Here is a 19,420-nt window from a genome sequence, read left to right as displayed (position 1 = left end):
AGCATATCACTCAGGTGCCGGCTCAGGTACTGCGGGTGGCAGTGGCGGGCGAAATGCTGGCCGCGCGCCATGCCGGGCCGTACACCGCGCCCACGCCCAGCAGCCAGAACACGAGCGCGCCGGCCAGCAGATAGCCGGGCGGCAGGCGCGCCATTTCCAGCTGGCTTACCAGCAGCTGGTTCAAGCCCAAAGCCAGCACCACGCCGGCCGCCACGCCCACGCTGGTGATCATGAAATTCTCCGTCAAAAAATAGCGCAGGATGTCGATGCGGCGGGCGCCCAACGCGCGCCGCACGCCGATCTGCTTGCGCCGCTGCGTCACCCACAGGCTGGCGATGCCGACGATGCCGCTGGCCGTCACCAGCAGCAGCAGGGTCGAGACGGTGATCAGCATCCAGGCCAGGCCACGGTCGGCCCGGTAGCGCGCCTTGCGGTGCTTTTCCAGCGTATCGGTGCGGACCAGCAGGCGCTCGCTGGTGGAAGTGCGGATGGCTTGTTCGGCCTCCTTCATCAGGCGGTCGCGCTGTCCAGGTTCGGCCCGCACGGCGTACAGCAGCGAGTCGCGCGAACCCGTCAGGCGCGCCGGCAGGATCAGCGAATGCTCGCCCTGCGCGCTGACCTGGCCGACCTGTGTCTGCAACCGCTCCACCACGCCGATCACGCGCATCTCGTCGTCATCGTCGCCGGTACCGTTGAACAGGGTCTTGCCGACAAAGCTGCTTTCGCCAGGCCAGATCTTTTGCGCCGCGGCGAGCGTCACGATGACCACCTTGGGAAAGCTTTCATCGACGTCTTCATCGATTTCCGGCACTTCGTCAGGGTGGAAATCACGACCTTCCACCAGCTTCAGTCCGTAAGTCTGGACCAGCGAGTCAGGCGTGAAATACATCGACGTGGTGGCGCTGGCCGTGGGTTGTCCACGCTTGATGGAGACATTGGTGCTGCTGCCGGAACGCGACAGCACGGCCTGCGAGGTCTGCGCCACGGAAAGTACGCCGGGCAGGCCGCGCAGCAAGGCGGCCTGGCGTTTCTGGTCGGCCAGCTGGCGCTGGTGGCTGCCTTTGTCCATGCTCTGGATATTGACATAAAAGATGTCGTTTTCGGCGGCCACGCCGGTGGGGCGGGCGGCGATCGCCTGGCGCAGGTTAACGATATGCAGGGCATTGGCCAGGATGGCCAGGCTGATGGCGACCTGCACGGCGACGAGTACGGCGCCGGTCTTGCTGCGCATCAGTGCCGACAGGATGGGGCGGATTTCCATGTTGAACCTCATTGCGGTACGGTGAATGTCATTGGGATTTGAGCTGCATCGCCGGCGTCACCTGGCAAGCGCGCCAGGTGGGCAGCAAACCCGCCAGCAGGGCGGCCAGCAAGGAGACGGCAAACGTCAGCAGCAGCATCGGGACATCCATGTGCGCTACCGTGCCCAGTTCCTTCGATTGCGAACGCACGATGGCCAGCGCGGCATAGGCCAGCAACAGGCCCAGCACGCCGCCGGCCAGGCCGATGACGCCTGTCTCGATCAGGAACTGGCGGAAGATGTCGCGCCGCGTGGCGCCCAGCGCACGGCGGATGCCCACCTCGCTGGCGCGTACGGAAAACTTCGCCAGCAGCAGGCCGATGGTATTGACCAGGCATAGCAGCAGGAAGCCGAAGGCCAGCCAGGCCGCCAGCTTGTTATCGTTGTCGACCACGTTCAGGAAAACCATCCATTCCTTGACGTTGTACAGCGCGTTGGGCGCGTGACGCGGCATGCGGCCCAGCTTGCGCTGCTCGGCAGCATAGCTGTCGAGATATGCCTGCAGCTCGCCACGCTGGCCGGCGCTTTCCATCTCGAACCAGAACTGCAGCCAGGTGCAGTCCGACGCCAGGCTGCCCTGGAAGCCGGGGCCGCGTTCGACGCCGCTGCAAGCCATGCCGCCGTCATGCCGCGTTTCATGGCGGATGGCGCTGGCAAACGGAATGAAGAATTCATCTTCCGTGCCAAAGGCGCCCTTGCTGCCGATGATGCGGTGTATGCGCGGCACGGGATCCCAGTGATCGAGCACGCCGCTGACCAGATATGGCTGTCCCAGCACCGTCACGCGCCGGCCCACGGGATTGGCCGTCCCCAGCAGTTTTTCCGCCAGCGAGCGGCTCAGCACGATCACGTCGGCGCCGCTGGCGTCATCGGCTTCGCTCCATGGCTGGCCATGCAGGAAAGGGACTTCGAACATGGCGAAAAAATCGCGCGTGGGCGCCAGGCCCTGGGCCTGGAAGGCGCCGATATCCGTGCGTGCCGGCTCGACCGGGCCTGCCACGCCGTACATGACGGTGCGGCGCACGCCCATGTTGCTGGCCATGAAATTCTTCGCGTCGGTATAGGCCAGCTGCGACTGGCCGAAGGAGGGCTTGGCGCCCGGCACATAACCTTTTACGGGGATGACGTCGATCATCGGCACGAACAGGCGGTCGCTCTTGTGCGGCAGCGGGTCGCCCGACATGGCGTGCAGGATGGTGACGGTGGCCACGCTGGCCGCCACGCCGACGGCCAGGGTCAGCACCATCAGCGCCGTCAGGGCGGGATTGCGGCGCAGGTTGCGCAGGCCCAGCTTGAAATAGTATTGGAACATGGCGGCTCCTAGGCGGTCGCGTGCTGCGGCTTGGCCGACAGCGTGGCGCCGTGCTGCACCAGGTCCGAGACCTGGCCGTCGATGATGTGCACGTTGCGCTGGCTGCGCAGCGCCAGTTCCGGATCGTGGGTGACCATCAGGATGGTGGTGCCTTGCGCGTTGATGTCTTCCAGCAGTTCCATCACGCCGCGCGCCATCTGCGTATCGAGGTTGCCCGTCGGCTCATCGGCCAGCAGCAGCTTGGGCGAGCCGGCCAGCGCGCGCGCGATGGCCACGCGCTGCTGCTGGCCGCCCGACAGTTCGGCCGGATAGTGCTTCATGCGCGAGGCCAGGCCCACCTTGGCCAGCGCGTCCTCGATGCGTTCCTTGCGTTCGGCGCGGTTGAAGCCCCGGTAGCGCAGTGGCACGTCGACATTGTCGAACAGCGACAGGTCGGGAATCAGGTTGAAACCCTGGAAGATGAAGCCCAGCTTTTCATTGCGCAGGCGCGAGCGGGCATTGTCGTCCATACCCCTGACGTTGACGCCGTCGAGGATATATTCGCCGTCGGTGAATTCCTCGAGCAGGCCGGCGATGTTCAGAAAGCTCGTCTTGCCCGAGCCGGACGGCCCCGTGACGGTGACGAATTCACCTTGTTGCACATGGATGTCGAAACCGCGCAGCGCGTGGGTCTCGATCATGTGGGTGCGGTAGACTTTGCTCAGGTTTTGCATGCGCAGCATGGAGGGCTCCTGGTTGGATGAGTGGCGTTAGTTGAGCGAGACGCGGGCGGCGTTCTCGAAGTTTTCCGTGCCGGCGACGACGACCTTGTCGCCCAGCTTCAAGCCGTCGAGGATTTCCACCGACGAGACGCTGGTCGCACCCAGCTTGATCGGCGTGCGCATCGCCACGCCGTCGCGCACGACGTAGGCGAAACGGCCGCCTTCGGCCTCGACGAAGGAGCCGCGCGCCAGCATCAGCACATTCGGTTTTTCATCGATCAGCAGGCGCGCCGCCACGCGCTGGTTCTGGCGCAGGCCGGCCGGCTGCTCGCCGTTGAAACGCACGCGCGCCAGCACCTGGTTTTTCACCACTTCGGGCGACAGCGCCGACAGCTTGCCGGTCGCCCGGATGGCGCCTGTTTCGATTTCCGCGCGCATGCCCAGGCCGATGTCGGCGACATACGTTTCCGGCACCTCGAGCTCGACTTCCAGCTGCGACAGGTCGACCAGGGTCATCAACGCCGTGTTGGCTTGCACCACGCTGCGGTTGGCCACCGACAGGGTGCCGATGAAGCCGTTGACGGGCGCACGCACGGTCAGTTCATCGACTCTGCGCTGGGCGTTGTCGCGGACGAGGCGCTGGCGTTCCAGCTCGTTGACCTTGGTCTTGAGCGCCAGGGTCACGTCTTCGCTTTCCAGGCCCGCCGCCTGCGAGGCGTGCTTGCTGCGGATATCGGCGGAATTGAGCGCATCTTTCGCCTTCTGGTAATCGATCTTGGCGATGATGCCTACCTGCGCCACGCTTTCATAGCGTTCGAGCGTGCGCTGCGCGGATAGGCGCTCGATCTCGGCCGTATCGGCTTCGCGCCGCGCCAGCAGTTTCTGCTTCTTGGCCAGGATCTGCTGGCGCGCCACTTCCGCTTCCAGCTGCTGCACGCTGGACTGCTCACGTTTCAGCGCATCGGACAGGTCCGGCGACTCCAGCACGGCCAGGATGTCGCCCTTTTTCACCGTGTCGCCCGCTTTGGCTTTCAGCGTGACGGTGGCTACCGTGGTCGAATACAAGGTGGGGCTGATGGCAGCCACCACGCGGCCCGTGACGGCCGCGTCGCGTATCAGGGTGCCGCGCGTGACCTCGGCGATGCGCAAACGGCTGGCATTGACGGAATGCTCGCTGTTGCGCCAGCCGGCAAACACGGCGACGGCGCCGCCGATGACGATGACGGCGCCGGCCAGCAGCAAGGCGCGTTGCTTGTAGCGCTGGCCCGGCGGGGCGGACAATACGGCGTCTTGGGAAGAGGTATCGCGGATCATGGTCAGGTCTCGTGGAGAATGGCTGTTCCAATGCACGATCCATGCCAGTTATTAAACCGTTGATTTGACTGGGGAAAAATCCGGGCGTCCGGCTGTCCGCCATGTCCGCGCTGTCCAGGCGGTGTCCGCGCGCGCCCGGCATGCTGCAGGCAACGAATGGCATCGCACTGCTGGCGCAGCGCGGTTTTGACGCCGGTATCGCGGACAAGGCGGGGCGCGTCTTCGACTGGCTCAGCACGTACATGGCGCAGCCGGCCGATTGCGCGGGAGTGCCGGAGCGGGCTTGATGGCCGCCCTTACTTGTCCTGCTTTTCCGGCGTGCTCTTGTCGATCACTTCACGGCAATCGCCGCGGATGATGGCGTTGTCGTAGTTGGTCCAGCCATAGCTGTCGACATAGCGCTTGTGCTGCTTGAAGCGGGGGCTGGCGATGCTCCATTCGGGCTGCTCGCCGGCAAAGCGGATGTCGCCCAGGTCGAGCAGCGTATGGAACATGTTTTCCGTCGACAATCGCGCCTTCTGATGGCGCCGCAGCTGCGTCACCTTGTCCGGATAGTGCTGCTGGAATTGTGGCGAATACCAGACGAAGGCGGGCACGTGGAATTCGAACTGCGTGTTGTGGCCATGGAAGGCCAGGCGGCAGGTGCCGTCGTACAGGGTCTGGCCGTGGTCGGCCACATAGACGAGCGAGCTGCGCAGGGCAGTGCGCTGGCCATCGTCCTTCAGCATGCCGATCACGTTCGACAGGAACCAGTCCGTGTACAGGATGGAGCTGTCATAGCTGTTGTTCAGCTGCGGCTTGATGGCCGTGTCCGTGTAGACGGGCTTGTCGACGCCGAACAGCGACGGGTGCCACTTGTCGAAGGCCTTCGGATAGCGCTGGCTGTAGTTCCAGTGGCTGCCCAGGGTGTGCAGCACGATGAGTTTTTTTGGCGCCGGGTCGGCCAGCGCGTTCTTGAACGGATCGAACAAAATCTGGTCGAAGTTCGAACTGTTGGTAAAACCGCCCAGGTTCAGGAATTGCACCACGTCCGCTTCCTTGGCGAATACGGACACGGGCGTGTCGAACTGGCCGAACGAGATCTGGTTCGACAGCCAGTAGGTCTTGAAGCCCGCTTCCTTGTAAGCGGTGAGGAAGGATTTTTCCGAGAAGCCATCCTTGAGGCTTTGCGTGGCCGGCTTGCGCGAAATGATGACGGGCACGGACAGGCGCGTGGCGGAAACGGCCGTGATGACGTCGGCCAGCGGCACCAGGTTGGCTTCCTGCTTCAGCAGGGGATTGGTGTCGCGTTCGTAGCCGTTCAGGCTCCAGCGGTCGTAGCGCGACGATTCGCCGATCACCATGACCACCACTTCCGGGTTGGTATCGGGCTGTTGCTGGTGCGCGCCGAAACGGAAGGTGCTGCTTTTCTGTCCCAGCTCGGCCAGGTACCGACGTTCCTTGTAGAAATCGAAGCCGCGCGCGGCCAGGCCGAAGGGCCAGGAATTGCTGACGGTATCGAAGGCGTAAGGCAGGCGCGCCCAGTGGGGCAGGCTGGGCCAGCCCAAGCCCGTCTCGTCGGCGCCGGCGATGCTGGCGTCCTCCGGCTTGCTGCTTTCCTCGTCTTCCTCGGCCGTTTCGTCGTCGGCCGAGCTGGCGTCGCCGAAGCCGGAAGCGCCCGCCTTGCCGCTGGCCGCCGGCTTGCTGGCCTTGGCGGACGCGGCGGCGCTGTGCACGGCCTTTGCATCGAAACCGAATTCGTAGCCATACCACCAGAAGCCACCCAGCAGGATCAGCAGCACGAAGGCGGCCGGGCGCGTCTTGCCGCGCCAGTCGAGGTCGCGCGTGCGCGCGGCCGCAAACCAGCTCAGGACGCACCAGGCGATCACGCCCAGCATGACGGCGCCCATCAGCCATACTTTCTGCCCGAGGAATTCCATCGCTTCCTTGGGGCTGGTTTCGAAGATGATGCCCAGGTGGTGCGTGGAAATGCCCTGGCCATAGAAGATGAACAGGTAGATTTCCGTCGGCAGGGCGAGGAAGGCGGGCGCCAGCAGCCAGTGGAAGTAGGCGGGGCGCTTGAAGATGCTCCAGACGGCCAGCCAGGCCAGCAGCTCGAACGTGAGCATCTGCCACGGATGCTCGAGCGCCCGCCCCAGCAGCGCGGGGATGAAGGGCACGGCCGTCAGCAGGGCATACGTCAGGAGCAGGAACAGATTGGCGGGGCGAAGCAAGGAGCGCATAAGGGAGGCAGCGAAAAATGTCCGCTATTATCAGTCCTTTTGTTGTCTTGCGGTCATACAAGAATGCGTCCCTCAGATGCTTGGCCACAGAGAAAGAATGCCAAATCATCAATTGCCGCCGGATGTCAGCGCCCGCCCGCCGCAGCCAAAGATTAGTCAAAATGCTACAAAAGTGCCTCTTTTTTGCCTTTTTTTATAGCAAAAAGCGGTAAACTGATTGACCCCCTGTAACACAAGGTCTAAACTAGCGAGTTCTCGATTTTATTCTGCTCATCGTTTACGTATTACTTGGCATTTCATGGCCGCTCCTCATCGAGTGGCTGCGGGCGCCTCCGGTGCGCAGTAGATGAAAGTGGGACGAGGTTTTAGTCGCCGGGCATCTTGCCCGGGTTATTAATCGTAGTTTTTTGTTGGATTTATAACGATGCCAACCATCAATCAATTGATTCGCAATCCACGCGTCGCTTTGACCGTGAAGAGCAAATCGCCGGCGCTGGAAAACAGCCCGCAAAAACGTGGCGTCTGCACACGTGTTTACACCACGACTCCAAAGAAGCCTAACTCGGCTCTGCGTAAAGTCGCTAAAGTTCGCCTGACCAATGGTTTCGAAGTCATTTCGTACATTGGCGGTGAAGGCCATAACCTGCAAGAGCATAGTGTTGTGCTGTTGCGCGGCGGCCGCGTCAAGGATTTGCCGGGTGTGCGTTACCACATGGTTCGCGGTGCTCTGGATACCCAAGGCGTTAAAGACCGTAAGCAATCGCGTTCGAAGTACGGTACCAAGCGCGCTAAAGCTGGCAAGAAGTAATAAGTTGTACGCAGCAAACCCAAGTTTCGCTCAGTGGCAACTAGCTAAGTGAATGTAGTCGACCGCATCTGGTCGAGTAAGTGGAAGACTATGATGGTCGTCCGCGAGTGTGCGAAGAACGCGCGCTCAACTGAAGATTGAAAGGAATTGATATGCCACGTCGTCGTGAAGTACCCAAGCGCGAAATTTTGCCAGATCCAAAATTCGGCAACACTGATGTCGCTAAATTTGTAAACGTGCTGATGCTGTCCGGTAAGAAATCGGTTGCAGAAAACATCATCTACGGTGCTTTCGAGCACATCGCAGCAAAATCGGGCAAAGATCCGCTCGAAGTTTTTGCTACCGCAATCAACAACGCCAAGCCGCTGGTTGAGGTGAAATCCCGTCGCGTCGGTGGTGCAAACTACCAGGTGCCGGTCGAAGTTCGCCCAGTCCGTCGTATGGCTCTGTCCATGCGTTGGTTGCGTGAAGCTGCTAACAAGCGCAGCGAAAAATCGATGCCACAACGCCTCGGCGGTGAGCTGATGGAAGCGGCTGAAAGCCGCGGCGGCGCGATGAAAAAACGCGACGAAGTCCATCGTATGGCTGAAGCGAACAAAGCGTTCTCGCATTTCCGCTTCTAATATAAAGCAGCTACCGCAAGGCGGCTGTCAAGCATCTGTTGTTCGAGGCCGGGCTCATTTTTGCAAAAAAATGCTGCTCGGTTTTGTCCATTCATTTAGGATTAATTATGGCCCGCAAGACCCCCATTGAGCGCTATCGTAATATCGGTATCTCCGCTCACATCGATGCAGGTAAGACGACCACGACCGAGCGCGTCCTGTTCTACACAGGCGTGAACCACAAGCTGGGCGAAGTCCATGATGGCGCTGCCACCACCGACTGGATGGCACAAGAGCAAGAGCGCGGTATCACGATTACCTCGGCTGCTGTTACGTGCTTCTGGAAAGGCATGGCAAACAACTTCCCAGCTCACCACATCAACATCATCGACACCCCAGGCCACGTTGACTTCACCATTGAAGTGGAACGTTCGATGCGCGTGTTGGATGGCGCCTGCATGGTTTACTGTGCAGTCGGCGGCGTGCAGCCACAATCGGAAACGGTATGGCGTCAGGCTAACAAGTACAAAGTGCCACGTCTGGCCTTCGTGAACAAGATGGACCGTACCGGCGCCAACTTCTTCAAGGTCTACGATCAGATGCGTTCGCGTCTGAAAGCCAATCCAGTACCTATTCAGATGCCTATCGGCGCTGAAGACGTCTTCACCGGTGTTATCGATCTGGTCAAGATGAAAGCGGTTATCTGGGACGACGCTTCGCAAGGCATGAAGTTCGAATACGGCGACATTCCTGCACACCTGGCCGCTGATGCTGCCAAGTGGCGCGAAAACATGGTTGAAGCCGCTGCTGAAGCGTCGGAAGACCTGATGAACAAGTACCTGGAAGAAGGCGACCTGTCGGAAGCCGAGATCAAGGCTGCTCTGCGTCAGCGTACCATCGCCAGCGAAATCGTTCCAATGTTGTGCGGTACCGCCTTTAAAAACAAGGGCGTACAAGCCATGTTGGACGCGGTCATCGAGTACCTGCCATCGCCAATCGACATTCCACCTGTACCAGGTCTGGACGAGGACGAGCAGCCAGTCGAGCGCGCAGCTGACGACAATGAGAAATTCTCGGCATTGGCGTTCAAGATCGCAACCGATCCGTTCGTCGGTCAGTTGTGCTTCATCCGTTGCTACTCGGGTACCCTGAATTCGGGCGACTCGGTGTTGAACTCCGTGAAGCAGAAGAAAGAGCGTATCGGCCGTATCGTGCAGATGCAAGCGAACGAACGCGAAGAAATCAAGGAAATGCGCGCTGGCGACATCGCCGCCGTTGTGGGTCTGAAAGACACCACCACCGGCGATACGCTTTGCGACGAAAAAGCCAGCGTCGTTCTGGAACGCATGGTCTTCCCTGAGCCAGTGATTTCGCAGGCAGTCGAGCCAAAAACCAAGGCCGACCAGGAAAAAATGGGCCTGGCGCTGAACCGTCTGGCAGCAGAAGATCCATCGTTCCGCGTGCGTACCGATGAAGAATCGGGCCAGACCATCATCGCCGGTATGGGCGAGTTGCATCTGGACATCATCGTTGACCGCATGAAGCGCGAATTCAACGTTGAAGCCACCGTCGGCAAGCCACAAGTGGCTTACCGCGAAACGATCCGTAAAGTGTGCGAAGAGTCGGAAGGCAAATTCGTCAAGCAATCGGGTGGTCGTGGTCAATACGGTCACGTGGTTCTGAAGATCGAACCGCAAGAACCGGGCAAGGGCTTCGAATTCGTTGACGCGATCAAGGGCGGTACCGTTCCTCGCGAATACATCCCTGCAGTTGAAAAAGGTGTGCGCGACACGCTGACTTCGGGCGTGATGGCTGGTTACCCAGTCGTTGACGTTAAAGTCACGCTGTTCTTCGGTTCGTACCATGATGTTGACTCGAACGAAAATGCATTCCGCATGGCCGCTTCGATGGCATTCAAAGATGGCTGCCGCAAAGCATCGCCAGTCATCCTGGAGCCGATGATGGCCGTGGAAGTGGAAACGCCGGAAGACTACGCCGGTACCGTGATGGGCGATCTGTCGTCGCGTCGCGGCATGGTGCAAGGTATGGATGAAATTGCTGGCGGTGGCGGCAAGATCATCAAGGCCGAAGTGCCTCTGTCGGAAATGTTCGGTTACGCCACGTCGTTGCGTTCGTCGACCCAAGGTCGTGCGACTTACACGATGGAATTCAAGCACTATGCTGAAGCACCTAAGCATGTGACTGAAGCAATCGTAAGCTCGAAAGCTAAGTAATAGAAGTTCCGGGCCGGCTTTCACGAGAATGCCGGTCCCTACATTTAAATCATTGTTCTAAGGAAGAATAAAATGGCAAAAGGTAAATTCGAACGGACCAAGCCGCACGTCAACGTCGGCACCATCGGCCACGTCGACCACGGTAAAACCACGCTGACCGCTGCAATCGCAACGGTTCTGTCGAAGAAATTCGGCGGCGAAGCTAAAGCATACGACCAGATCGATGCGGCACCAGAAGAAAAAGCGCGCGGTATCACGATCAACACCGCTCACGTCGAGTACGAAACGGAAACGCGTCACTACGCGCACGTTGACTGCCCAGGCCACGCCGATTACATCAAAAACATGATTACCGGTGCAGCCCAGATGGACGGCGCGATCCTGGTGTGCTCCGCAGCTGACGGCCCAATGCCACAGACCCGCGAACACATCCTGCTGGCCCGCCAAGTTGGCGTTCCATACATCATCGTGTTCCTGAACAAGTGCGACCTGGTCGACGACGCAGAGCTGCTGGAACTGGTTGAAATGGAAGTGCGCGAGCTGTTGTCGAAGTACGAATTCCCAGGCGACGACCTGCCAATCATCAAAGGTTCGGCACGTATGGCGCTGGAAGGCAAAGAAGGCGAAATGGGCGTTGACGCGGTTCTGCGTCTGGCCGATGCGCTGGATGCTTACATCCCAACGCCAGAGCGCGCTGTTGACGGTGCTTTCCTGATGCCAGTAGAAGACGTGTTCTCGATCTCGGGTCGCGGTACCGTTGTGACCGGTCGTATCGAGCGCGGCATTGTTAAAGTCGGCGAAGAGATCGAAATCGTCGGTATCACCGATACCGTCAAAACGACTTGCACCGGCGTGGAAATGTTCCGCAAACTGCTGGACCAAGGTCAAGCTGGCGACAACGTTGGTCTGCTGCTGCGCGGCACCAAGCGTGAAGACGTGCAACGTGGTCAAGTTCTGGCAAAGCCAGGCTCGATCAAGCCGCACGCCCACTTCACCGGCGAGATCTATGTTCTGTCGAAAGACGAAGGCGGCCGTCATACGCCATTCTTCAACAACTATCGTCCACAGTTCTACTTCCGTACGACGGACGTGACCGGTTCGATCGAGTTGCCAGCAGACAAAGAAATGGTCATGCCAGGCGATAACGTGTCGATCACCGTCAAGCTGATCAACCCGATCGCGATGGAAGAAGGCCTGCGCTTCGCTATCCGCGAAGGCGGCCGTACCGTCGGCGCTGGTGTTGTTGCAAAAATCCTGGCTTAATTCTTAAGCCTGCATAAAAGAAGACGCGTCGTCGCCCGGCGCCCTTCTTTTTATTCAACTGCCGGGGTTGGCAAGCATTTTGGTGCTATCATGTCGACCCTGACGGTTGTTGCGTCAGAAATTCCCGTATGACCTCATTGCCGTGCAAACCGCGCGGTTCGTTCTTTTAAGGAAATATCATGTCGGCACCAAACCAAAAAATCCGTATCCGCCTGAAGGCTTTCGATTACAAACTGATCGACCAGTCCGCTCTGGAAATCGTTGAAACCGCGAAGCGCACCGGCGCTGTCGTCAAAGGCCCAGTACCACTGCCTACCCGTATTCAACGTTTCGATGTGCTGCGTTCCCCGCACGTCAACAAAACTTCGCGCGATCAGTTCGAGATCCGTACGCACCAACGCCTGATGGACATCGTTGACCCAACGGACAAAACCGTTGACGCGCTGATGAAGCTGGACCTGCCAGCTGGTGTTGATGTTGAAATCAAACTGCAATAAGAGTTTCAAGGGCAGCTGACAACACCATAGCATCAGGTATTGACAGCTGTTCCAGGCCGGCGGGGTGTCTCGCTGCCTGATGATGGGGCCGGGCCTGCTCACGATCGTGAGTGCGCGCGGCCCCATTGCTATTGGTGCCGTGCCTTTGGTGGGGGCCCCGGTCTTGCCTTCATCCTACCCCATCCGTTTTCTTCTTTTCACCTCTCCTCATCAGGATTGCCGGGCAGTGCAATGCTCGCCAGCTTGATTCCAGCTAAGAGCTCGGCCTATAAAGTGGGGTTAATACAACAATTGTTAATTGTTTCTTTCCCATACGCGCCAAATGTGAGAAATTTGTAACATGCGTGAGAATGTGTGATTATTTTACAAAAATGGTCAGTGCAACGCATCGATTTATAAAACGAAAACAATATTTGAGGAGTAGTTTTGAAAAGTACAGTGATGAGCAATACACCCCGTCTGAAGAAAAGCACCCTTGCGATAGCATTGACACTGGCCTTCTCCCAATACGCTGTGGCACAAGAAGCTGCCGCACCTGCAGAAAAACTGCAACGCGTCGAAGTCACCGGCAGTAGCATCAAGCGTACCGAAGCTGAAACAGCTGGCTCGCTGCAGGTGCTGACCCGCGACGACATCGAGCGTACCGGCCAGACCACGGCACTGGGCATCCTGAATTCCTCCGCTGCCATCAGCACGTCGATCGACTCGTCGAGCAGCAGCTCCGGCAGCTTCGCCACGGGTTCCTCGGGCGTGGGCATGCGCGGCCTGGGCAAGGTCGCGACCCTGGTGCTGGTCAACGGCCGCCGCATTGCACAATACGGCCTGGCCGATGGCGCACAACAGAACTTCACCAACCTGGACGCGATCCCGGCTGCCGCCATCGAACGCATCGAGATCCTGAAAGATGGCGCGTCGGCAATCTACGGTTCCGACGCCATCGCTGGCGTGATCAACATCATCCTGCTGAAAAACTTCGAAGGCGCCAAGATCACCGGCAACTACAAGGAAACCGACGGTTTCAAAGACCAGCGCAGCCGCAACGTTTCCGGCATCGTCGGTTATGGCGATATCGACAAGGACGGTTTCAACACCTACCTGACGTACGAATCCTACAAGAACGACGGCTACACCGCTGACGACCTGCGCAGCCACTACCCGGAATGGCACCGTCAGACCCCGGGCCGTTCGACCTGGGACGCCCTGAGCGCGTTCTCGCCAACCGGTAACTACTTCCTGAACAGCACGAACATCGTTGCCGCGCCAGGTTGCCCGGCCGACAAGATCGACCCGAAAGACAAGCTGTGCAAGATGGATGTCCTGCCGTACACCGGCCTGACCACCAATGCCAAGCGCTATGCGCTGGCCAGCAACACGCACTTCCGCATTGGCAAGGATATCGATGCCAACTTCGAGATCACCAATGCTGGCGCCAGCAACGACTACATCGTTGCGCCATTCAACGTCAGCAACGGTAGCGCCACCACGTCGTCGAGCACCTGGTACGACGCGATCAACGGCAAGATGGTCGGACCCTACTTCTATCCGAAATTGCCAGTTGGCCACGCCAACAACCCTTACGGCGTACCGGTGGAATACCGCGCCCGCATGATGGACACCGGCAACGGCTTCAACTTCAACCGCACCGAATCCGACCAGACGCGCGTCATGCTGAGCCTGAACGGCGACATCGGCAACTTCGACTGGAAATCCGCAGTCGGCTACATGAACTCGAAAGCGACCAAGGCCACCCGCGCCGTGAGCGCTACCGGCTACAACAATGCCATCGTCAACGGCACCTACAAGTTCGGCCAGCAAAACGATACTGCGCTGCTGGAGTCGATGTTCCCTGTGCGTACCACCAAGGGCGAGTCGAAAATCACTTTCGTCGACGCAACCGTGTCCGGTGAAGTGGCGCAATTGCCTGCCGGTCCTTTGAACGTGGCATTCGGTACCGACATCCGTCGCGAAAAGTATGAAATGGCCAGCTCGGACAACGTGCTGCGTGGCGACCTGGTCGGCATCGCCGGCCTGCAAGTCAAAGACACCATGGATCACTACGCGCTGTTCGCCGAAGCGACCATTCCAGTGGTCAAGCGTGTCGAGGTGAGTGCCGCGGTACGTGCCGACAAGTCCACCAACAGCGACGTGCACTTCTCGCCGAAGCTGGGCTTGCGCGTCAATGCCACCGACACCCTGTTGCTGCGCGCTACGGCAGCTGGCGGCTTCCGCGCGCCAAACATCGTTGAAACCGGTAATGGCCTGGGCCGCAGCTCGTTCGCGACCAGCGTCAGCGATCCACGTCGTTGCTCGACCGCCAGCACCCTGAACAATCTGGTGCAGAACAATCCGGCCGCCACCACCGTCGACAAGGCGCAGGCGAATACCTTCCGCAACAGCGATTGCTCGGGCGGCGTGCCTAGCTTCGTGTCGGCGAACAAGGACCTGAAGCCGGAAACCTCGCGTTCGATCACCGCTGGTTTCGTTTTTGAACCGGTCAAGAACTGGACCGTGGCACTGGACTACTACCATATCGAACGCAAGGACGAAATCGGTACCCGTGCCGTGGCTGACATCCTGCGCGGCGAAGCTGGCTTGCCAGCCGGACAGCTGGTGCGTGTCGATAACTCGGCTTCCGATGCGCAATTCCTGGCACTGGTGAAAAAATACGCACCAAGCAATACTGCCAACTTCGGCGGCGTTGGCGCCATCGGCCTGCTGTACAACCCATACGTCAACAGCGGCAAGACCCGTGCTTCGGGCTTCGACTTTGATGCGGGTGGCCGTTTCAACACCGGTATTGGCCAAGTTCGCCTGAAACTGGAAGGTAGCTACCTGTGGAAATACCAGGAGTTCAGCGTGACCGACAATGCCTATGACACCAACCTGGCCGGTAACTATGACCTGGGTTCGCGTCTGAAAACCAAGCTGCGCGCCAGCCTGAAAGCCGGCGAGTTCGACCACGGCATGACCCTGAACTATGCCAGCGGTTTCAGCAACGACAACCAGACTTCGTCGACCTACTGCGTCACCAACAAGGTATCGGCCGAGAATATGGCGACTTGCTCGCGTGTAGGCAGCAACACCACGGTCGATTACAACCTGTCGTACGGCGGCATCAAGAACACGCGTCTGAGCCTGTACATCGACAATCTGTTCGACAAGGCTGCACCGATTCAGTGGCGCGCAGGCTACGCTGAAACATTCCAGATGCGTCGTATCGGCGTATCGGCGAGCTACACCTTCCTCTGATCGTCGTCAGTTGATACCCCACCGTCCGGCAGCGATGCCGGACGTGTCAAAAACCAGGCCACGTGCCTGGTTTTTTTTGCCCCGCCATCGATGCTGGGGGATATCGCTTTACAGTGCTGCGGCTGGCAGATAAAGTTGCCGCATGCTTAACGCCCTCGATACCCACCTTTTAAATGCGGCTCCCCGTGAGCGCCTGCGCGGCTGGCCGCGCTTCCTGACCGAGTTCCTGTATTTCGGCATCAAGGAGGCGAGGTCGTGCCTGTTCGTGGGGCTGTTTTTTGCTGCCGTCTTCCTCGTGCCGCGTGCTGGCCTGTTCGGCCTGCCGCGCTATGACGTGCTGCTGCTGGTGGCGCTGGCGATCCAGGGCGCGATGGTCTGGAGCGGTCTGGAGACGTGGGATGAATTGAAAGCCATCTGCCTGTTCCATGCGGTCGGCTTTGCGCTGGAAGTGTTCAAGGTGTCGGGGACGATCCAGTCGTGGAGTTATCCCGACTTCGCCTACACCAAGGTGTTCGGCGTGCCGCTGTTTTCCGGCTTCATGTACGCGGCCGTCGGCAGCTACATCATCCAGACCTGGCGCCTGCTCGACATGCGCATTCGCCACCATCCGCCGTACTGGATGGCGGTGCTGATCGCGCTGCTGATCTACGCCAACTTCTTTACTCACCACTACATCGGCGACTATCGCTGGTACCTGGCCGCCTGCGCGCTGGGCTTGTATGCGCGCACCACCGTGGTGTTCCGCCCGCTTGACCGCGACCGCAGCATGCCCTTGCTGCTCGGTTTCGTGCTGGTCGGCTTCTTCATCTGGCTGGCTGAAAACATCAGCACCTTCTGGGGCGTGTGGCGCTATCCGAACCAGCTTGGCGCGTGGTCGGTCGTGCATGTCAGCAAATGGAGTTCATGGTCGCTGCTGGTGGTGATGACGTTCACCATCGTGGCCCACCTCAAGCACATCAAGGCCAGCATCCACGTCGCCCAGCCTTAGGCCGGGCTTCGGGACGACTTGTTACAAGCTGGCTGCCACCACGTCGAAGCGCGCGCCCAGCGCCGCCTGCGGGCCGCCTTGCAGTTGTTTCGCGTACTGGCGCAGCACTTCCGCCGAATAGGTGCGCGAGGCGGGCGACAGCTTCGGCAGCAGCGGCAGCACGCGTTCCAGATAGCCCGTGCCTTCCTGCCACTTGCCTTGCGCGGCCAGGGCCGACGCCAGTTCCACCATGCGGCGGCCGACGCGCGCATCGCTGCGCGGCTGCACCGCTTCTTCCGTGGCCAGGGCTTGCCGGTACAGTTGCTCCGCTTCCGCATTCTTGCCCTGCAAGCGCTTGATGCGGCCCAGGTTGTACTGGCGCTGCGACAGGATGTCCGCGCTGGCTCCGGCCTGTTCGGCGCTGCGCAGCGCCTGTACGCAAGCCAGTTCCGCTTCGCCAAACTGGCCTTTGAGTTCGGCCGCGTTGCAGGCGTCCTGCTGTTCATTGGAGGTGGTGAGTGTCGCTGGCGCCGCGCAGGCGGCCAGCAGGCTGACAGCGCATAGCAGGCTGATGGTATGGGTCTTCATAGTCTCCTCGGACGGGTGTCAAACACGGTGTATCGGTGGAGTCATGCCGTAATAAATATACTATAAGTTTTTTGGGGTGGGTGGCTTTTCGCCAGCGCACGCGATTGACGCCGCTTGCGTGCTTCAGGGATACTCCGGGCTTGTCCATTAATGCGTGCCGCCGCCATGTCCAAGACTGTCCTGATCGTGGAAGATGAACAGGCGATTGCCGACAGCATCGCCTATGCCTTGCGCACGGACGGCTTTACGCCGCGCCATGTGATGCTGGGCGAACACGCCCTGGCCGCGCTGCGCCCAACGCCCGGCGAAGCCGCGCAGATGCCCGTTCTCGTGGTGCTCGACGTGGGTTTGCCCGACATGAGCGGACTGGAAGTGTGCCGCCGCCTGCGCCAGTTTTCCGAGATTCCCGTCATCTTCCTGACGGCCCGCAGCGACGAGATCGACCGTATCGTCGGCCTGGAAATCGGCGCCGACGATTACGTCACCAAACCGTTTTCGCCGCGCGAACTGGTGGCGCGCATCCGCGTCATTTTGCGCCGCGCCGGTGTCGCTCAGGTACCCCGCGAGACTGGCATGACGATAGCCGCTGCCGTCACGGCGGCCGCGACCGCGCCGGCGCGCTTCGAGTTGCGCGCGCTCGAGGCGCGCGTGCTGTTCCACGGCCAGCCGCTGGACCTGACCCGCTATGAATACTTGCTGCTGAAGACCCTGCTCGAGCATCCGGGCCACGTGCTGTCGCGCGCGCAGTTGATGGAGCGCGTGTGGAGCGGGGCACCCGATACGCTCGAGCGCACCGTCGACGCGCACGTCAAATCGCTGCGCGCCAAGCTGCGCGTCGTCGATGCGCAGGTTGACCCCATCCACACCCACCGTGGCCTCGGCTACAGCCTGGCCGGCGCATGAAGATCGGCCTGCGCATCCTGCTCGGCTACTTCCTGATCGTGGGACTGGCCGCGTGGTTCCTGCTGAATGTCTTCATGGAACAGGTCAAGCCAGGCGTGCGCTCGACCCTGGAAGACACGCTGGTCGATACCTCGCAACTGCTGGCCAGCCTGGTGGCGCCCGACGTGAAGGCGGGCACGCTGGTGCAGTCGCCCGTGGCCGAACGCATGCAGGATTACGCGCGCCATGGCGTGGACGTCAATATCAATGGCGTGCGCAAGCGCACGCTCGATTACCGCATCACCATCACGGACCGGCGTGGCATCGTGCTGTTCGATTCCAGCGGGCGCGACGTGGGGCGCGACTATTCGCGCTGGAATGACGTCTATCTGACCTTGCAGGGCAAGTATGGCGCGCGCAGCACGCGCAGCCGGCCCGACGACGAGATGTCGACGGTGATGCACGTGGCCGCGCCGATTCGCGACGGCAATGAGGTGATTGGCGTGCTGACGGTGGCCAAGCCGAATGCCAGCGTGCAGGCGTTCGTTGAGCGCAGCCAGCGCAAGATATTGCAGCGCGGCGCCGTGCTGTTGCTGCTGTCGCTGTTGATCGGCCTGGCGTTCGCCTGGTGGCTGCACCATGTGCTGGGCAAGCTGATGCACTATATCGGCGACGTGGAAGCGGGGCGCAAGGTGGCGCTGCCGGCGCTGGGCAAGAACGAGATCGGCACACTGGGAAGGGCGCTCGAAGCGATGCGCACGCGCCTGGAAGGCAAGGAATATGTGGAGCAGCTGATGCATACTCTGGCGCATGAATTGAAAAGCCCGATCGCCGCCATCCAGGCCTCGGCCGAGCTGCTGCAGGAAGACATGCCGCCGGCCGAACGGGGCCGGTTCCTCGCCAGTATCCTGGAACAGAATGCGCGCCAGCGGCAACTGATCGACAAGCTGCTGGCCCTCGTGCGCGTGGAAAAGCAGCAGCGCCTGGATCACCCCGAACGCATCGCGCTGGGGCCGCTGCTGGCGCAAGTGGCGCAGGACGCGGCCGCCACGCTGGCGGCGCGCGGCGTGCGCCTGCAGCTTCAGGCGGACGAGGCGAGTGTGGCCGGTGACGCGCTGTTGCTGCGCCAGGCGCTGGGCAACCTGCTCGACAACGCGGCCGGCTTTGCGCCGCCCGGCAGCTGCATCGACCTGACGGCGCGACGCCAGGCCGGCCAGCTGGAAATTGCCGTGCGCGACCGCGGCGCGGGCATCCCCGCGTATGCGCTCGAGCGCGTCTTCGAACGTTTTTATTCCCTGCCGCGCCCGGCCGCCGGCAAGAGCACGGGCCTGGGCCTGCCCTTCGTGCGCGAAGTGGCCTCGTTGCATGGCGGCACGGTCGAGGTGCTCAATCATGCGGAGGGTGGCGCCTGCGCGCGCCTGTGCCTGCCGCTGGCTTAATTGTTTGACTTTATTTGCCGACTTCACACGCAGCGCATAGTC

General features: G+C 60.6%; 16 protein-coding genes. 10 read left to right on the top strand and 6 right to left on the bottom strand.

What is annotated here, in order from left to right:
- Positions 1 to 22: 22 nt before the first annotated feature.
- Genes GYK42_RS00515 through GYK42_RS00500 form a run of 4 tightly spaced genes read right to left on the bottom strand, consistent with a single transcriptional unit; the run spans position 23 to position 4,627 of the window.
- On the bottom strand, positions 23 to 1,261 hold the full coding sequence (locus GYK42_RS00515) for an ABC transporter permease (RefSeq protein WP_166445928.1): 1,239 nt from the start codon (positions 1,259 to 1,261) through the stop codon (positions 23 to 25).
- A 28-nt stretch (positions 1,262 to 1,289) separates the two neighbouring features.
- The gene (locus GYK42_RS00510; RefSeq protein WP_166445927.1) at positions 1,290 to 2,612 is read right to left on the bottom strand and encodes an ABC transporter permease; all 1,323 of its coding nucleotides are present in this window, start codon (positions 2,610 to 2,612) and stop codon (positions 1,290 to 1,292) included.
- A gap of 8 nt (positions 2,613 to 2,620) precedes the next feature.
- On the bottom strand, positions 2,621 to 3,334 hold the full coding sequence (locus tag GYK42_RS00505) for an ABC transporter ATP-binding protein (protein WP_166445926.1): 714 nt from the start codon (positions 3,332 to 3,334) through the stop codon (positions 2,621 to 2,623).
- Between the two features lie 27 nt (positions 3,335 to 3,361).
- Entirely contained in the window at positions 3,362 to 4,627 is a 1,266-nt protein-coding gene (locus tag GYK42_RS00500) for an efflux RND transporter periplasmic adaptor subunit (protein WP_166445925.1), read from the bottom strand.
- A gap of 101 nt (positions 4,628 to 4,728) precedes the next feature.
- On the opposite strand from GYK42_RS00500, the gene GYK42_RS00495 reads away from it, so the two are divergent.
- Complete coding sequence (locus tag GYK42_RS00495) at positions 4,729 to 4,914, top strand: hypothetical protein (RefSeq protein WP_166445882.1); 186 nt, start codon at positions 4,729 to 4,731, stop codon at positions 4,912 to 4,914.
- Between the two features lie 9 nt (positions 4,915 to 4,923).
- Here GYK42_RS00495 and GYK42_RS00490 read toward each other — a convergent pair whose 3' ends face one another.
- Positions 4,924 to 6,849: a phosphoethanolamine transferase gene (locus GYK42_RS00490; RefSeq protein WP_166445924.1), complete on the bottom strand. Its 1,926-nt coding sequence runs from the start codon at positions 6,847 to 6,849 to the stop codon at positions 4,924 to 4,926.
- Positions 6,850 to 7,273: 424 nt separating this feature from the next.
- On the opposite strand from GYK42_RS00490, the gene rpsL reads away from it, so the two are divergent.
- From rpsL to GYK42_RS00455, 7 genes are all read left to right on the top strand, one after another.
- Positions 7,274 to 7,657, top strand: a complete 384-nt coding sequence (gene rpsL / locus GYK42_RS00485) for a 30S ribosomal protein S12 (protein WP_010394376.1) — start codon at positions 7,274 to 7,276, stop codon at positions 7,655 to 7,657.
- 152 nt (positions 7,658 to 7,809) lie between these two features.
- The gene (gene rpsG / locus GYK42_RS00480) at positions 7,810 to 8,280 is read left to right on the top strand and encodes a 30S ribosomal protein S7 (RefSeq protein WP_010394377.1); all 471 of its coding nucleotides are present in this window, start codon (positions 7,810 to 7,812) and stop codon (positions 8,278 to 8,280) included.
- Positions 8,281 to 8,387: 107 nt separating this feature from the next.
- Positions 8,388 to 10,493: an elongation factor G gene (fusA, locus tag GYK42_RS00475; RefSeq protein WP_046682107.1), complete on the top strand. Its 2,106-nt coding sequence runs from the start codon at positions 8,388 to 8,390 to the stop codon at positions 10,491 to 10,493.
- 72 nt (positions 10,494 to 10,565) lie between these two features.
- Positions 10,566 to 11,756: an elongation factor Tu gene (gene tuf / locus GYK42_RS00470; RefSeq protein ID WP_034753125.1), complete on the top strand. Its 1,191-nt coding sequence runs from the start codon at positions 10,566 to 10,568 to the stop codon at positions 11,754 to 11,756.
- Positions 11,757 to 11,935: 179 nt separating this feature from the next.
- Positions 11,936 to 12,253, top strand: coding sequence for a 30S ribosomal protein S10 (rpsJ, locus tag GYK42_RS00465; RefSeq protein WP_010394389.1), 318 nt, complete (start codon positions 11,936 to 11,938; stop codon positions 12,251 to 12,253).
- A 513-nt stretch (positions 12,254 to 12,766) separates the two neighbouring features.
- Positions 12,767 to 15,502, top strand: a complete 2,736-nt coding sequence (locus tag GYK42_RS00460) for a TonB-dependent receptor plug domain-containing protein (protein WP_346768039.1) — start codon at positions 12,767 to 12,769, stop codon at positions 15,500 to 15,502.
- Between the two features lie 142 nt (positions 15,503 to 15,644).
- The gene (locus GYK42_RS00455; RefSeq protein ID WP_046681662.1) at positions 15,645 to 16,490 is read left to right on the top strand and encodes a DUF817 domain-containing protein; all 846 of its coding nucleotides are present in this window, start codon (positions 15,645 to 15,647) and stop codon (positions 16,488 to 16,490) included.
- 21 nt (positions 16,491 to 16,511) lie between these two features.
- On the opposite strand, the gene GYK42_RS00450 is transcribed toward GYK42_RS00455, so the two are convergent.
- Positions 16,512 to 17,057: a tetratricopeptide repeat protein gene (locus GYK42_RS00450; protein ID WP_166445922.1), complete on the bottom strand. Its 546-nt coding sequence runs from the start codon at positions 17,055 to 17,057 to the stop codon at positions 16,512 to 16,514.
- A gap of 165 nt (positions 17,058 to 17,222) precedes the next feature.
- On the opposite strand from GYK42_RS00450, the gene creB reads away from it, so the two are divergent.
- Both creB and creC read left to right on the top strand, forming a co-directional pair.
- The gene (gene creB, locus GYK42_RS00445; protein WP_166445921.1) at positions 17,223 to 17,960 is read left to right on the top strand and encodes a two-component system response regulator CreB; all 738 of its coding nucleotides are present in this window, start codon (positions 17,223 to 17,225) and stop codon (positions 17,958 to 17,960) included.
- A complete protein-coding gene (gene creC, locus GYK42_RS00440) occupies positions 17,957 to 19,378 on the top strand; it encodes a two-component system sensor histidine kinase CreC (protein ID WP_166445920.1) in 1,422 nt (473 codons plus the stop codon). Before creB ends, creC begins: the two co-directional genes overlap by 4 nt.
- Positions 19,379 to 19,420: the final 42 nt, after the last annotated feature.

It is taken from the genome of Janthinobacterium lividum, from assembly GCF_011601275.1.
Lineage (GTDB): Bacteria > Pseudomonadota > Gammaproteobacteria > Burkholderiales > Burkholderiaceae_D > Janthinobacterium > Janthinobacterium lividum_E.
Note: the sequence above shows the minus strand (reverse complement) of the source record. Positions and strands in the feature narration are given on the sequence as shown.